Genomic DNA, 15,015 nt, shown 5'->3' with positions numbered 1-15,015 from the left:
ATCCGGGTGCCTTGTGCTCAAGAGCGACTTGAGCAAAAACAAAATACAAGGGTGGGTTAGCGGCGCCAAGCGCTGATCTTGCAGCGGTGAAGAAATCCACGCGCCGCGTAACCCACCAAGCGGAGTTTCCTGCCTACACCGATGGTGGGTTACGCCGCAATCCCTCTGGCAGCCTTTACCCGCGCTCTGGTAGGCGGCTAACCCACCCTACTGATCGCGAGCCACATCAACCACGAAAGAACTCCCCCGGCGTCTCACCAAACTGTTGGCGAAAGGCGGCGATAAAAGCCGAGGTAGAGTCGTAGCCGCAGGCCAGCGCCACGTCGGTGACGCGCTCGCCGCGCTGCAGCGGTTCCAGCGCATGCAGCAGGCGCAGGCGCTGGCGCCAGGCGCGGAAAGTCAGGCCGGTTTCACGCAGGAACAGGCGGCTCAGAGTTTTCTCCGAGGCGCCAAGCGCCTGGCTCCATTGTGTCAGGCTGCGATTGTCGTCCGGCTGCCCCTGCAAGGCCCGGCACAAGCGCAGCAGCCGCGCATCCTGCGGCAACGGCAGGGACAGCCCCACTTCCTGGGCAGCACGCAACCGATCCAGCAGTACCTGCGCCAGACGCCCCTCGGCGCCCTGCTCGTCGTATTCCACCGGTAGCTCGCAGAAGCTGCGGATCAGCTCGCGGGTCAGGCTGTCGATGGCCAGTACACGGCAACGCGATGGCGCCCAGGCACTGACAGAGCAGTCGATATACAGGCTGCGCATCTCGGTGCCCGGCGAGCTGATCACCTCATGCTCGAGATCGGCGGGAATCCAGATGGCCCGCTGCGGCGGCGCGACGAAACGACCGGCGGCGCTGTGCACGTGCAGCACGCCTTCCAGCGCATAGGAAAGCTGCACCCAGGGGTGGCTGTGGCGCGGCGTGCTGACCGCCAGGGCCAGGGACTCGTTGCGCGCATAGAGCGGCCTGGGCAGGTGCGGCAGGCGCGGTACCGCGCGTTCGGGTAGCGGGTTTTGTCCGTTAAGCGACATTCTCTGGCCTGATGGCGTTAGTCGGTCGATGCCACTCAGGCTAGAGTGGCCGGGCCCGTCTGACAATAACCGGATATCGCTCATGGCCCGCTCCCGCCTGCTGCCCGACAACTTCACCCTCACCCTGCTCGCCGTGGTGCTGACCGCCACGCTGCTACCGGCCAGCGGCCAGATCGCCACAGTCTTCGAATGGATCACCGACCTGGCCATCGCCCTGCTGTTCTTCCTGCATGGCGCCAAGCTGTCGCGCCAGGCGATCGTCGCCGGTGCCGGCCACTGGCGTCTGCATCTGTTGGTGTTCTCCTGCACCTTCATCGTCTTCCCCTTGCTCGGCCTGCTGCTGCGCCCGCTGCTGGAGCCGCTGCTGGGCACCGAGCTGTTCATGGGCATGCTCTACCTGTGCGCCCTGCCGGCCACGGTGCAATCGGCCATCGCCTTCACCTCGCTGGCCCGCGGCAATATCCCGGCAGCGATCTGCAGCGCAGCGGCCTCCAGCCTGCTGGGCATCTTCGTCACGCCGCTGCTGGTGGCCTTCCTGATGGGCGTGCATGGCGATAACGGCTCGACCCTCGATGCCATCGGCAAGATCAGCCTGCAACTGCTGCTGCCCTTCGTGCTCGGGCAGATCGCCCAGCGCTGGATCGGCGGCTGGGTGAACAAGAACAAGACCTGGCTGAAGTACGTCGACCAGAGCTCGATCCTGCTGGTGGTCTACACCGCCTTCAGCGCGGCAGTGATCGGCGGCCTATGGCAGGAGGTGCCGCTGATCACCCTGCTGGCACTGATTCTGGCCTGCTGCGTGCTGCTGGCCCTGGCGCTGGTACTCACCCACCTGCTCGGCAAATGGCTGGGCTTCAACCTGGAAGATCGCATCACCATTCTCTTCTGCGGCTCGAAGAAGAGCCTGGCCACCGGCGTGCCCATGGCCCAGGTGCTGTTCGCCGGCAGCAGCATCGGTGTGCTGATCCTGCCGCTGATGCTGTTCCACCAGATTCAGCTGATGGTCTGTGCGGTGCTGGCGCAGCGTTATGCGCGCCGCCCGGAATGTGAAGTGATCGACGCCAAGACCGCTTCCTGAAGCCAACGGGGATGCGCTAGCGTGCAGGGCGTTATCCACGCTCACAAGGATGTTTATGCGCCCTCTCGCACACCTGATCGGCGCGGCCCTGCTCGGTGCCGCGCCGCTCGCCATAGCCACTGATTTCGGCCCTTCGATCTACGCCGGGATGACCGCCCGCTTCGATACCGCCACGACTCCGCCCTACCAGAACCCGGAACCGGAACTGCGCGTCCTGCTGCAGTCAAAAAAGGCCTATGGCAGCCGCAACCACTTCTGCATGGTCGGCTACCGCTGGCCGGATGACATGGCGTTCGCCTCCGTGCACTGGCGCGAGGGTGGCCTGATCCTGCGCTGGCATGGCGGCAGCGACTGGGCAGACGATGAATTCGAGTGGTACCTCAACAAGGCGATCAACCTGCAGACCGGAGTGATCGACGCCGACGATCCGCAGGGCAGCACCTTCCTCGTGACCCTGCGCGATGCCAACGGCACGCTCGAGGATTGCCGCCTTCATGGCCGTCAGTACGTGATCGAGCCCTTCACACCAGCGCCGCCTCCCGTCGAAGAAGAAGACTGAGCGACGCTCAGCACTGGCGCAGACCCGGCAACCGATATACTGTTCATGCATACAGTATTTATCGGATCAAACCTATGCCTGCACCCATTCCGCCGCGCGGTCGCGGCACCGCCAGCAACCCGCATAACCGCTATGCGCCCACCCGCTCGCAGCAGGAAGACGACGGCTGGTATCAGGACGAAACCCCGCCGAGCCGCGCCACGGAAGTACGCAAGGAGCAGGCGAAGACGGCGATCACTCGCAACAACTCACCGGACGTCGGCTTCGACCGCTCGGTAAACCCCTACCGAGGCTGCGAGCACGGCTGCATCTACTGCTTCGCCAGGCCGACCCATGCCTATTGGGACATGTCGCCCGGCATCGACTTCGAAACCCGGCTGATCGCCAAGACCAACCTGGCCGAACGCCTGGAAGAACAACTGCAGAAACCCGGCTACGTGCCACAGCCCATCGCCCTGGGCATCAACACCGATGCCTACCAGCCGATCGAGCGTGAACAACGCCTGACCCGCCAGGCCCTGGAAATCCTGCTGCGCTACAAGCACCCGCTGAGCATCATCACCAAGGGCTCGCTGATCCTGCGCGACCTCGACCTGCTCAGCGAGCTGGCCAGCCACAACCTGGTCAGTGTGGCCTTCAGCCTGACGACCCTGGACGACGACCTCAAACGCATTATGGAGCCGCGCACCGCTGCCCCAGCGGCACGCCTGCGCGCCATGCGCACGCTGCACGAGGCTGGCGTGCCGGTGAGCGTGATGTGCGCGCCGATGATCCCCATGATCAACGACATGGAGCTGGAGGCCCTGCTCGAAGCCGCTGCCGATGCCGGCGCGCACTCGGCCGGCTACGTGCTGCTGCGCCTGCCGCTGGAGATCGCCGGGCTGTTCGAGGAATGGTTGCAGGTGCATTTCCCCGAGCGCGCCGAGCACGTCATGAGCCTGATTCGCCAAAGCCGTGGCGGGAAGAATTACGACAGCCGCTTCGGCAGTCGCATGCGCGGCGAAGGTCAGTTCGCCGACCTGCTGCAACAGCGCTTTCGCCTGGCGCGGCGCAAGTTCGGCCTGGATAAACGCGAACGCGTGGTGCTGAATTGTTCGCAGTTCTGCCCGCCCGGTGCGCAATTGAGCCTACTCTGACCCTATGCCGGGTTATCTGGATCTGCCTTGCGGCATCGAAACGAGTCCGCCGGTTGTCGCTCAGCGTATGGAAGGCGACACTTGCGTGTGACTCGCACCCCGCTGCGGCTGTCGTTCTAGCAGCGTATTTTTCGATAACGACGAGGTTTAGCGCATGCCTTACAAACACAAAGTCATTCCGCTTCAGACCCACGAGGGCGAGGAAACCGCCGAGCAGGCCCTGCACAACATCGTCGAAGGCTTCAAACGCTTTCGCAACGAGGTGTTCCCGCAGCAGGAAGAGCTGTTCAAGAAGCTGGCGACCGCGCAAAACCCCCGCGCCATGTTCATCACCTGCGCCGACTCGCGCGTGGTGCCTGAGCTGATCACGCAGAGCTCGCCGGGCGACCTGTTCGTCAACCGCAACGTCGGTAACGTGGTGCCGGCCTACGGGCAAATGATGGGCGGCGTTTCCACCGCCATCGAATACGCGGTGATGGCCCTGGGCGTGCAGCACATCGTGGTCTGCGGCCACTCCGACTGTGGCGCGATGAAGGCCGTGCTCAACCCGGCGTCGCTGGAGACCATGCCCACGGTCAAGGCCTGGCTGCGGCATGCCGAAGTGGCGCGCACCGTGGTGGCGGAGAACTGCAATTGCAGCAGCGACCAGGAAGCCCTGGCCGTGCTGACCGAAGAGAACGTGGTCGCTCAGCTCAACCACCTGTGCACCCACCCGTCGGTGGCGGCCAAGCTGGCGCGCGGCCAACTGTTCATCCATGGCTGGGTGTATGACATCGAAACCAGCCAGATCAAGGCCTATGACGCCGAGCTGGGCAGCTTCCTGCCGCTCGATGGCGACAAGACGCCGATGGCCACGCCCCGCGCGCGCTTCGCGCAGAGCTGAAATGCGTCGGCCGGAGCGCAAGGCTCCGGCCGACCAGAAGGAAAAGACCATGCCCCGCGCCAGGCGGTGCTGATCGCCCGCGCTGTGCTCGCGCACCTGGGGCATGGCCGTAGAAAGCGGGTAAAAAAAGGAGCCTTGCGGCTCCTGGGTCTCAACCCTGGAGCGCCTCGTACGAGACGCCCCTGAATAAAAAAGGAGCCCGGATTACGCCCCGTCAAACTTGCCCATCCAACAGGCCGGGCTCCTGAGGTTAACCTTCGATTTCCACCAGCACTTCGCCCGGGTTCACACGGTCGCCCTTGGCCACATGCACGGCCTTGACGGTACCGGCGATCGGCGCCTGTACTTCGGTTTCCATCTTCATCGCTTCGGTGATCAGCACGGCCTGACCCGCCTTGACCACGTCCCCTTCCTTGACCAGCACATCGACGATGTTGCCCGGCATGGTGGTGGAGACATCGCCCGGCGCGCTGGCCTGCTTGCGTTTACCACTGGCACCGCCAGCGACGTATTCGTTGAGCGCCTCGAACACCACTTCTTCCGGCATGCCATCAATGGACAGGTAGAAGTGGCGCTTGCCGTCGCCCTTGACGCCGACACCGGTGATGTCGACGCGGTAGCTCTCGCCGTGCACATCGACCACGAACTCGGTCGGCACGCCTTCGCCACCCACCGGGGCGGCAGCGCCGCCCTGCGGGATCGGCAGCAGCACTTCCGGGGTCAGGGTGCCGGCGGCGCGCTCCTCGAGGAATTTGCGGCCGATGTCCGGGAACATGGCGAAGGTCAGCACGTCCTCTTCGGACTTGGCCAGGGCGCCGATTTCCTCGCGCAGCTTGGCCATTTCCGGCTTGAGCAGGTCGGCCGGGCGTACGTCGATGACTTCTTCGTTGCCGATGGCGTGCTTGCGCAGCTCCTCGTCGACCTTGCCCGGCGCCTTGCCGTAGCGGCCCTGCAGATACAGCTTCACCTCGTTGGTGATGGTCTTGTAGCGCTCGCCGGCCAGCACGTTGAAGAACGCCTGGGTGCCGACGATCTGCGAGGTCGGCGTGACCAGCGGCGGGAAGCCGAGGTCGGCACGCACGCGCGGAATCTCTTCCAGCACTTCGCCCATGCGGTTCAGCGCGCCCTGCTCCTTCAACTGGTTGGCCAGGTTGGAAATCATCCCGCCCGGAACCTGGTTGACCTGTACGCGGGTGTCGACGCCAGTGAATTCGCTTTCGAACTGGTGGTACTTCTTGCGCACGGCATGGAAGTACAGGCCGATCTCCTGCAGCAGTTCCAGATCCAGGCCGGTGTCGAAGGGCGTGCCGCGCAGCGCGGCGACCATCGATTCGGTACCCGGGTGGCTGGTGCCCCAGGCCATGCTGGAGATGGCGGTGTCGATACGGTCAGCACCGTTCTCCACAGCCTTGAGCTGGCACATGCTGGCCACGCCGGCGGTATCGTGGGAGTGCACCACCACGTCCAGCGGCAGGGCATCCTTCAGCGCCTTGACCAGATCGCCGGTGGCGTAAGGCGTGAGCAGGCCGGCCATGTCCTTGATGGCGATGGAGTCGACGCCCATGGCGGCCATCTGCTTGGCCTGTTCGACGAAGGCGTCGATGGTGTGCACCGGGCTGGTGGTGTAAGCGATGGTGCCCTGGGCATGCTTGCCGGCGGCCTTGACCGCTTCGATGGCCACGCGCAGGTTACGCACGTCGTTCATCGCATCGAAGATGCGGAACACGTCGATGCCGTTGACCGCGGCCTTGGCGACGAAGGCACGTACCACATCGTCGCTGTAGTGACGGTAGCCGAGCAGGTTCTGCCCGCGCAGGAGCATCTGCAGGCGGGTATTGGGCAGCGCAGCCTTGAGCTGGCGCAGGCGCTCCCACGGGTCTTCCTTGAGGAAGCGCACGCAGGCGTCGAAGGTAGCGCCGCCCCAGACTTCCAGCGACCAGTAGCCGACGCGATCGAGCTTCTCGCAGATCGGCAGCATGTCCTCGGTGCGCATGCGGGTGGCCAGCAGGGACTGGTGCGCGTCGCGCAGGATGGTATCGGTGATCGTGATCTTCTTGTTCATGGTGTCCCCTACAGGCCGGCGTGGGCGGCAATGGCGGTAGCGATGGCGATGGCCAGGTGCGACGGGTTGCGCTTGATCGAGTACTGGGTCAGTTCCGGATGGCTTTCGACGAAGCTGGTGTTGAACTGGCCGCTACGGAATTCGCCGTTGCGCAGGATTTCCTGGTAGTACGGGGCGGTGGTCTTCACGCCCTGCACACGCATGTCATCCAGAGCGCGCAGGCCGCGATCCAGCGCCTCCTCCCAGGTCAGGGCCCAGACGATCAGCTTCAGGCACATCGAGTCGTAGTAGGGCGGAATGGTGTAGCCGGTGTAGATCGCCGTGTCGGTGCGCACGCCGGGGCCGCCGGGCGCGTAGTAGCGGGTGATCTTACCGAACGAGGGCAGGAAGTTGTTCTTCGGATCCTCGGCGTTGATGCGGAACTGCAGGGCATAACCGCGATGGATGATGTCTTCCTGCTTGACCGACAGCGGCAAACCCGAGGCGATGCGGATCTGCTCACGCACGACGTCGATACCGGTGATTTCCTCGGTGATGGTGTGTTCCACCTGCACCCGGGTGTTCATCTCCATGAAGTACACCTCGCCCTCGGCGAGCAGGAACTCCACGGTACCGGCGTTCTCGTAACCCACGGCCTGCGCGGCGCGCACGGCCAGGTCACCGATATAGGCGCGCTGCTCGGGGGTGAGCTGCGGGCTCGGGGCAATCTCGATGAGCTTCTGGTTGCGGCGCTGGATCGAGCAGTCACGCTCGTACAGGTGCACGGTGTTGCCGAAGCTGTCGGCGAGGATCTGCGCCTCGATGTGCTTCGGGTTGACGATGCATTTTTCCAGGAAGACTTCGGCGCTGCCGAAAGCCTTGGTCGCCTCGGAGATGACGCGCGGGTAGGCCTGTTCCAGTTCCTCGCGGCTGTTGCAACGACGAATGCCGCGACCACCACCACCGGATGTGGCCTTGAGCATCACCGGATAGCCGATGCGCTCGGCTTCACGCAGGGCCTCGGCCAGGTCGGCGACGTTGCCTTCGGTACCCGGCGTGCAGGGCACGCCAGCGGCCATCATGCTGCGGCGGGCTTCGGTCTTGTCGCCCATGCGACGGATCACTTCGGCGCTCGGACCGATGAACTTGATCCCGCGCTCGGCGCAGATTTCCGCCAGTTCGGCGTTTTCGGAGAGGAAGCCATAGCCCGGATGCAGCGCATCGCAGCCGGTTTCCACGGCCAGATTGACCAGCTTGCGCGGGTTCAGATAGCCGGCCAGCGGGTCATCACCGATGCTATGCGCTTCGTCGGCACGCTTGACGTGCAGGGCATGACGGTCGGCGTCGGAATAGATGGCCACCGAGCGGATGCCCATTTCGGCGCAGGCCCGCACGATGCGGACGGCAATCTCACCACGGTTGGCGATCAGTATTTTTCTTATCACGATCCAATCCTCAGCGCAGAGCTGCAAGGGCCGCTGCAACAGTTGGTTGCAAAACGTGGTGAAACCCTATCCGGCTATACGAATTAACAAAAATGAATAATTATTTGATCGTGCATAAGTAATTACTTATGAACTGACCGAACGAGGATGAAAACGTGCGTAAAACCCTGCTGCGCATGACCCTGCGCCAGCTTCAGGTGTTCCGCGCCGTGTGCGAACACGGCTCCTACAGCCGCGCCGCCGACGAGATGGCGCTGACCCAGCCGGCCGTGAGCCTGCAGATTCGCCAACTCGAAGAGCTGGTCGGCCAGCCGTTGTTCGAGTACGTCGGCAAGAAGCTCTACCTGACCGAGGCCGCCGAGGCGCTACGCCGCGCCAGCAGCGATATCTTCGGCCGCCTGGAAAGCCTGGATATGCAGCTGTCCGACCTGCAGGGCTCGCTGCAAGGCCAGCTCAACCTGTGCGTGGAGTCCAGCGCGAAGTATTTCGTACCCCACCTGTTCGCCGAATTTCGCCGTCGTTACCCGGAAGTCAGCCTCAATCTGACGGTGGTCAATCACGCGCTGGTGGTACGCCGCCTGACCCTGAGTCGCGACGACCTGATGATCATGAGCCAGGTGCCGCAGGACATGGCACTGGATTTCATGCCCTTTCTCGAGAACCCCATCATCGCCGTGGCGCCGCCCGATCATCCGCTGTGTGAGCACACCGCCTTACAACTGCAGGATCTGACCACCTACCCGCTGCTGGTGCGCGAAAGTGGCTCGGGCACCCGCCGCGCCTGCGAGGAGTATTGCCACCAGAAGCGTGCGCATTTCCCGCAGATCATGGAAATCGGCTCGATGGAATCCCAGCGTGAAGCCGTGCTGGCCGGCCTCGGTCTGGCCTTGCTGCCACGTCATGCCGTGCGCCTGGAACTGCAGCAGGGCCTGTTGCGCGAACTGCCGGTCGTCGAACTGCCGCTGCAACGTAGCTGGTGCGTGGTCAATATTCGCGGCCGACGCCTGTCGCCGGTGGCCCAGGCCTTCGTCGACTTCATCCGCAGCGAACGCGCCACCATCGTCAGATTGGGCGAGCGCTTCCAGCATATCGGCGCAGGATCGGGCAAGAATCTCGCAGAATCGGCCTAACCCTTATCCACCGGGACATGCAGGATAAGCAGTCTGGGCGCCGTCTCGCAGCGGCGCGCCATCCACCTGCCGGAGAACACCCATGCTGTCGGGAACCAGCGCCCTGCTCAGTGCCATCGCCAGCGTCGACCGCGATCGCGGCGAAGCCGTGCTCGCCACTGTGGTCAAGGTCGCCGGCTCGGCCTATCGCCGCCCCGGTGCGCGCATGCTGATCCCGCTGTACGGCGGCACGGTCGGCACCATCAGCGGCGGCTGCCTGGAATCGGAAGTGGCGCAGAAGGCCTGGTGGTTGACCGATGGCGGCGAGGCGGTAATCCGTCGCTACAGCACCGCCACCCAGGACGACGATGACGATCAGGACGCCGCGCTGACCTTCGGCCTCGGCTGCAACGGTACCGTCTACGTCCTGCTCGAACGCCACAGTGCGCAGCAACCCCTGGCCGCACTCGACCTGCTGCGCCTGGTGCGCGAAAGCGGCCAAGCCGGCGCCATGGCCACGGTCATCACCAGCTACCGCAATGCCCGGGTCAAGGTCGGTGATCGCCTGATGCTGCATCCGCAACGCCAGGACGACGCTCGACTGCCGGACACAGCACTGGATCAGCAGGTGCGCGAGGATCTCATCACCACCCTGGCGCAGGGCCATTCGACGCTGCGCACCTACCATGACGGCCGTGGCGAGGTGGAGGTGTTCTGCGAATACCTGCCGCCACAACGGCGCCTGGTGATCTTCGGCGCCGGCCACGACGCGCAACCATTGGTGCATATGGCCAAGCTGCTGGACTGGCATGTCACGGTCGTCGATGGCCGCAGCCACTTCGCCCGTGCCGAACGCTTCCCCGAAGCCGATGTGGTACTGAGCGTGGACACGCGCCAGCCTTACGCCCTGCAGCCGTTGACCGACGGCGCCCTGGTGGCGGTGATGACCCACAGCTACAGCCAGGATCGCCATTGGCTCGGCGGCGTGGTGCAGGGCGAGCCGCTGTATGTCGGCCAACTCGGCCCGCGCGAGCGCACCGAGCGCCTGCTGGGCGAGATTGGCGCACAGGCCACGCCCATGCCCGCGCTGGATCGCCTGCACTACCCCATCGGCCTGGACATCGGCGGCGATACGCCGGAAAGCGTGGCCACCGCCATACTCGCCGAAATGACCGCCGCCCTGAATCGACGCGACGGCGGCATGCTCAAGCACCGCCGGGCGTCGATCCATGCGCCAACACCGTTGGACTGCAGCGATATCGAGTCGGCGACCAGACTAAGTGCGTCCTGATCCCCGGAGCGCATCGAGGCCACAGACTCGTAGGGTGGGCCGGGCGGCGCTCCGCTTCAGCCCACCACGGCTGGTCTGGTGGGCTAAAGCCCACCCTACTGACACGACTCCGTAGGAGCGGCTTCAGCCGCGATCAATCGCAAAAGCTCGCCGCTAAAGCGGCTCCTACCTAAAAGCGTCACTTGGAAAACAGCTGCGCCCCTGTGGGAGGGGCTTTAGCCGCGACACCTGTACGGCAATCTCGCCGCTAAAGCGCCTCCCACAGCTCCCCCCACAAACCAAAACGCCCGGGCAATTGCCCGGGCGCTTTTTTGCTGCAGCCAGCCTCAGGCCTTGATCTGCGCCGGGAATGGCAGCTGGCGTAGGCGCACGCCGGTGGCCGCGAACAGCGCATTGGCCAACGCCGGCGCCAGCGGCGGCACGCCTGGCTCGCCCACACCGGTCGGCTTCTCGGCCGAGGGCACGATATGCACGTCGACCTTGGGCATCTCGTTCATGCGCAGCACCTGGAAGTCATGGAAGTTGGATTGCTCCACCCGCCCTTCCTTCAGGGTGATCGCACTGTGCCGCGCCGCTGCCAGGGCGAAGCCGATGCCACCCTCCATCTGCGCCTTGATCACATCCGGATTGATGGCGATGCCGCAATCCACCGCGCACACCACGCGATCCAGACGGTAGCTGCCATCGGCCTTCACCGTCACCTCGGCAACCTGCGCCACGAAGGAGCCGAACGACTCGTGCACGGCGATGCCACGCCCACGCTTCTCACCGTCCGCCCCCGCTGCCAGCGGCTTGTCCCAACCCGCCTGTTCGGCCGCCAGCTTGAGCACCCCACGGTGACGCGGATGCTTCTCCAGCAGCGCATCGCGGAAGGCGTAAGGATCCTGGCCCGCCGCAACAGCCGCCTCGTCGATCATGGTTTCGGCCACATAGCCGGTGTGGGTATGACCGACCGAGCGCCACCACAGCACCGGCACCTTGATGTTGGTCGGCGTGCTCAGCTCGACCTGCAGGTTGGGCACGCTGTAGGACAGATTGGAGAGGCCTTCGACCGAGGTGTGATCGATGCCTTCCTTGACCATGAACGGCTCCAGCGAGGTGCCGGCGATGATCGACTGGCCGACGACACGACTGTGCCAGGCCTGCAGATTGCCGGCTTGATCGAGGCCAATGCGCGCACGATGCAGGTACAACGGCCGGAAGTAACCGCCACGGGTATCGTCCTCGCGCGTCCAGACCATCTTCACCGGCGCGTTAACGCCCTTGCCGCGCGCGGCCTTGGTGATGGCAACCGCCTCCAGCAGGTAATCCGACACCGAGCAGGCACGCCGACCGAAGCTGCCCCCGGCGTAGAGCTGGGTCAGCGACACCTTCTCCGGCGGCAGGCCCAGGTAGGCGCCGATCAATGCCTGATCCACGGTCTGGAACTGCTCGCCGTTCCAGATCTCGCAGCGATCATCGGAAAGCTTGACCAGGCAGTTCATCGGCTCCATCGCCGCATGCGCCAGGTAGGGGAACTGGTATTCGGCTTCGACCACCTTGGCGGCCTGGGCCAGCGCCGCATCGACGTCGCCCTGGCGGGCCGCTGGCAAGCCTGGCTTGGCGGCGCTCTCCCGGTATTGGGCGAAGATTTCCTCGCTACCGAGGGTGAAGGCCTGGCTTTCGTCCCAGTCGATCACCAGCGCGTCGCGGCCCTGGCGCGCAGCCCAGGTGTTCTTCGCCAGTACGGCGACGCCGGCGCGGCCATGCGGCAGGTCACGGAACTCCACCACCTCGACCACGTCGCGCACGGCCTTGGCTTTGCTGCTGTCGACCGAGCGCGGCACGCCGCCGAAACGCGGCGGGTAGGCGACCATCGCCACCAGCATGCCCGGCAGTTTGAAGTCCTGGGTGAAGACGGCGCTGCCATCGGTCTTGCCGTGGCTGTCCTTGCGGCGCAATTCGCGCTTGCCGATCAGCTTGAAGTCCTTGGGTTCCTTGAGCTGCACCTGCTCGGGCACCGGTAGTGCGGCCGCCGCCTCGACCAACTCGCCGAAGCTGGCGTTGCGCCCGGAGCCGGCGTGGCTGACCACGCCCTGGCTGACGCTGATCTCGCTGATCGGCACGGCCCAACGCTGCGCCGCAGCCGCCACCAGCATGGCCTTGGCCGTGGCGCCTGCGTTGCGCATCTGCTCCCAGGAGTTGGCCATGGCCGTGCTGCCGCCGGTGCCCTGCATCGGGCCGAAGGCGAGGTTGTTGTAGCGTTTCACATCAGCCGGCGCGCCTTCGACGCGCACCTTGTCCCAGTCGGCATCCAGCTCTTCGGCCAGCAAGGTGGCCAGGCCGGTGTAACTGCCCTGGCCCATTTCCAGATGCTTGGCCAGTACGGTCACCGTGCCATCGAGGTCGATGCGCACGAAGGCGTTCGGCTCCAATGGTGCGCCGGCTGCCAAAACCTCGCTACCACGCATCAGCGGTGCGAAGAAAATGCCCAGCGCCAAGCCACCCGCGCCCTTGAGCAGGCCACGGCGACTGACGTTGAGGATGCCGCGAGCGGCGCTATCGGGGGTTTCGATCTTGCCCATGATGATGCGCCTCCTCAGGCCAGTTGTTCGGCTGCTTGATGGATAGCGGCACGAATCCGCACATAGGTGGCGCAGCGGCAGATATTGCCGCTCATGGCTGCATCGATATCCGCGTCGCTCGGCGCCTTGTTGCTGCTCAGCAACGCCGTGGCGGCCATGATCTGCCCGGACTGGCAGTAGCCGCACTGCACCACATCGAGCTGACGCCAGGTTTCTTGAACGACCTTGCCTACGACGTCTTCGCCGACGGCCTCGATGGTAGTCACGCGCTTGCCGACAACGGCCGAAACCGGCGTCACGCAGGAGCGGGTCGGCTGGCCTTCGACATTCACCGTGCAGGCGCCGCACAGCGCCATGCCGCAGCCGTACTTGGTGCCGGTGAGATTGGCGACATCGCGCAAGGCCCAGAGCAGCGGCATGTCATCGGCCACGTCCAATTGATGGTCGGTGCCATTGAGGTTCAGGGTAATCATGGTCTGCCCACCTTATGCTGATGGTATGGGTTGCTTCCGGCACCCAGGCCGAAGTTCGCCCCGCACGGACGGGGCCAGACCATCACTCTAGAGGGCCGCCGCCTGGCTGTCTTGGCCAAGCGGGCAGATCGGCAGAACCGGGCAACAAGTCCGCAGAATCAGGCAATTACCCTGGCTGCAGCGCCCATGGCACTCAGGCCGCGCTGCGTTGGAGGCGTGCCTCGCCAACCAGATAACCGGCCGGCACCAGGTCGGGGAAGTCGGCCAGTTCGCGCTGCAGACGACACTGCTCGGCGTAGTGCTCAATGGCCCGGCGATAGGTCATGCGTCGTTGATCCTGCAGCTTGCGACGCGTCTTGGCGTCGGCCTGGGTATTCAGTTGCGCGTCATCGAAGATACGAGGCATCTCGGTTCTCCCGGAACGAGGACTGGAGGCCTCAGCTTGCTCCGGGTAGATGACGCTTTGACGGCGACTCTATGAAGGCTCGGTGACGCTCGCCTGCGCGTCAGTCCTCGCTGCTACGCAGCGACTTGGGCGACAGGCGCAGGCTGCGCAGGCTGCGTTTGACGCTCTTGAGGTGGTTGACCAGGCTCGGCCCGCGCGCCATGGCCACGCCCATGGCCAGCACGTCGATTACCACCAGGTGAGCGATACGTGAAGTCAGCGGGGTGTAGATTTCGGTATCTTCCTGCACGTCGATGGCCAGGTTGACGGTCGACAGCTCCGCCAGTGGCGTCTGGCTCGGGCACAGGGTGATCAGGCTGGCGCCGGACTCGCGGACCAGGTTGGCGCTGATCAGCAGATCCTTGGAGCGACCGGACTGGGAAATGCACACAGCCACATCACCCGGCTTGAGGGTGACCGCACTCATCGCCTGCATGTGCGGGTCGGAGTAGGCCGCGGCATTGAGCAGCAGACGGAAGAACTTGTGCTGGGCATCGGCCGCCACCGCACCGGACGCACCAAAGCCGTAGAATTCCACCCGCTGCGCATTGGAGCAGGCGGCGATGGCCCGCTGCAGAGCCTCGGGATCGAGCTTCTCGCGCACTTCCATCAGGGTATGCAGGGTGGTGTCGAAGATCTTCAGACTGAAGTCGGCGACCGAATCATCCTCATGGATGGCGAACTGCCCGAAGCTGGCGCCCGCCGCCAGGCTCTGTGCCAGCTTCAGCTTGAGATCCTGGAAACCGCTGCAACCGATGGCACGACAGAAGCGCACGATGGTCGGCTCGCTGATGCCGACACTGTGCGCCAGCTCGGCCATGGAGCTGTGCATGACCGATGCGGGATCGAGCAGGACATGGTCGGCCACCTTGAGCTCGGACTTGCGCAGCAGGTGGCGCGACTGGGCGATGTGTTGCAACAGATTCACGGCATTCGGCTCTTCGAAGAAAGGGTCAACCGCAGGCCCCTGATC

13 protein-coding genes are annotated in these 15,015 nt (G+C 64.6%); 6 read left to right on the top strand and 7 right to left on the bottom strand.

Annotation, left to right across the window (positions count from 1 at the left end):
- Window positions 1–226 precede the first annotated feature (226 nt).
- Window positions 227–1,018 carry an AraC family transcriptional regulator gene (locus ACODS1_RS19870; RefSeq protein ID WP_489087017.1) on the bottom strand — a complete coding sequence of 264 codons (792 nt, stop codon included), beginning with the start codon at window positions 1,016–1,018 and terminating at the stop codon, window positions 227–229.
- An 82-nt stretch (window positions 1,019–1,100) separates the two neighbouring features.
- Here ACODS1_RS19870 and ACODS1_RS19865 point away from each other — a divergent pair, with 82 nt between their 5' ends.
- The 4 genes from ACODS1_RS19865 to ACODS1_RS19850 all read left to right on the top strand — a co-directional run bounded on the left by ACODS1_RS19865 (window position 1,101) and on the right by ACODS1_RS19850 (window position 4,674).
- A complete protein-coding gene (locus ACODS1_RS19865) occupies window positions 1,101–2,096 on the top strand; it encodes a bile acid:sodium symporter family protein (RefSeq protein ID WP_489087016.1) in 996 nt (331 codons plus the stop codon).
- 55 nt (window positions 2,097–2,151) lie between these two features.
- Window positions 2,152–2,655 (top strand): hypothetical protein, encoded by a 504-nt coding sequence (locus tag ACODS1_RS19860; protein WP_489087015.1) that lies wholly within the window; start codon window positions 2,152–2,154, stop codon window positions 2,653–2,655.
- Window positions 2,656–2,729: 74 nt separating this feature from the next.
- Window positions 2,730–3,791, top strand: coding sequence for a PA0069 family radical SAM protein (locus ACODS1_RS19855; protein WP_489087014.1), 1,062 nt, complete (start codon window positions 2,730–2,732; stop codon window positions 3,789–3,791).
- Between the two features lie 154 nt (window positions 3,792–3,945).
- On the top strand, window positions 3,946–4,674 hold the full coding sequence (locus ACODS1_RS19850) for a carbonic anhydrase (protein WP_322981912.1): 729 nt from the start codon (window positions 3,946–3,948) through the stop codon (window positions 4,672–4,674).
- 250 nt (window positions 4,675–4,924) lie between these two features.
- On the opposite strand, the gene oadA is transcribed toward ACODS1_RS19850, so the two are convergent.
- Window positions 4,925–6,736, bottom strand: coding sequence for a sodium-extruding oxaloacetate decarboxylase subunit alpha (oadA, locus tag ACODS1_RS19845; protein ID WP_489087013.1), 1,812 nt, complete (start codon window positions 6,734–6,736; stop codon window positions 4,925–4,927).
- A gap of 8 nt (window positions 6,737–6,744) precedes the next feature.
- Complete coding sequence (locus tag ACODS1_RS19840; RefSeq protein WP_489087012.1) at window positions 6,745–8,160, bottom strand: acetyl-CoA carboxylase biotin carboxylase subunit; 1,416 nt, start codon at window positions 8,158–8,160, stop codon at window positions 6,745–6,747.
- A 155-nt stretch (window positions 8,161–8,315) separates the two neighbouring features.
- Here ACODS1_RS19840 and ACODS1_RS19835 point away from each other — a divergent pair, with 155 nt between their 5' ends.
- Together ACODS1_RS19835 and ACODS1_RS19830 are read left to right on the top strand one after the other, a co-directional pair.
- The gene (locus ACODS1_RS19835) at window positions 8,316–9,290 is read left to right on the top strand and encodes a LysR family transcriptional regulator (RefSeq protein WP_489087011.1); all 975 of its coding nucleotides are present in this window, start codon (window positions 8,316–8,318) and stop codon (window positions 9,288–9,290) included.
- An 82-nt stretch (window positions 9,291–9,372) separates the two neighbouring features.
- Window positions 9,373–10,560, top strand: a complete 1,188-nt coding sequence (locus ACODS1_RS19830) for an XdhC family protein (protein ID WP_489087010.1) — start codon at window positions 9,373–9,375, stop codon at window positions 10,558–10,560.
- Between the two features lie 326 nt (window positions 10,561–10,886).
- Here the strand turns inward: ACODS1_RS19830 and ACODS1_RS19825 are convergent, their stop codons facing one another.
- The 4 genes from ACODS1_RS19825 to hexR all read right to left on the bottom strand — a co-directional run bounded on the left by ACODS1_RS19825 (window position 10,887) and on the right by hexR (window position 14,970).
- A complete protein-coding gene (locus ACODS1_RS19825; protein WP_489087009.1) occupies window positions 10,887–13,124 on the bottom strand; it encodes a xanthine dehydrogenase family protein molybdopterin-binding subunit in 2,238 nt (745 codons plus the stop codon).
- Between the two features lie 14 nt (window positions 13,125–13,138).
- A complete protein-coding gene (locus ACODS1_RS19820) occupies window positions 13,139–13,597 on the bottom strand; it encodes a (2Fe-2S)-binding protein (protein WP_489087008.1) in 459 nt (152 codons plus the stop codon).
- 193 nt (window positions 13,598–13,790) lie between these two features.
- On the bottom strand, window positions 13,791–14,003 hold the full coding sequence (locus tag ACODS1_RS19815) for a PA3496 family putative envelope integrity protein (protein ID WP_489087007.1): 213 nt from the start codon (window positions 14,001–14,003) through the stop codon (window positions 13,791–13,793).
- A gap of 100 nt (window positions 14,004–14,103) precedes the next feature.
- The gene (gene hexR / locus ACODS1_RS19810; protein WP_322981920.1) at window positions 14,104–14,970 is read right to left on the bottom strand and encodes a transcriptional regulator HexR; all 867 of its coding nucleotides are present in this window, start codon (window positions 14,968–14,970) and stop codon (window positions 14,104–14,106) included.
- Window positions 14,971–15,015 lie beyond the last annotated feature (45 nt).

Source organism: Pseudomonas sp. FG29 (genome assembly GCF_057809355.1).
Note: the sequence above shows the minus strand (reverse complement) of the source record. Positions and strands in the feature narration are given on the sequence as shown.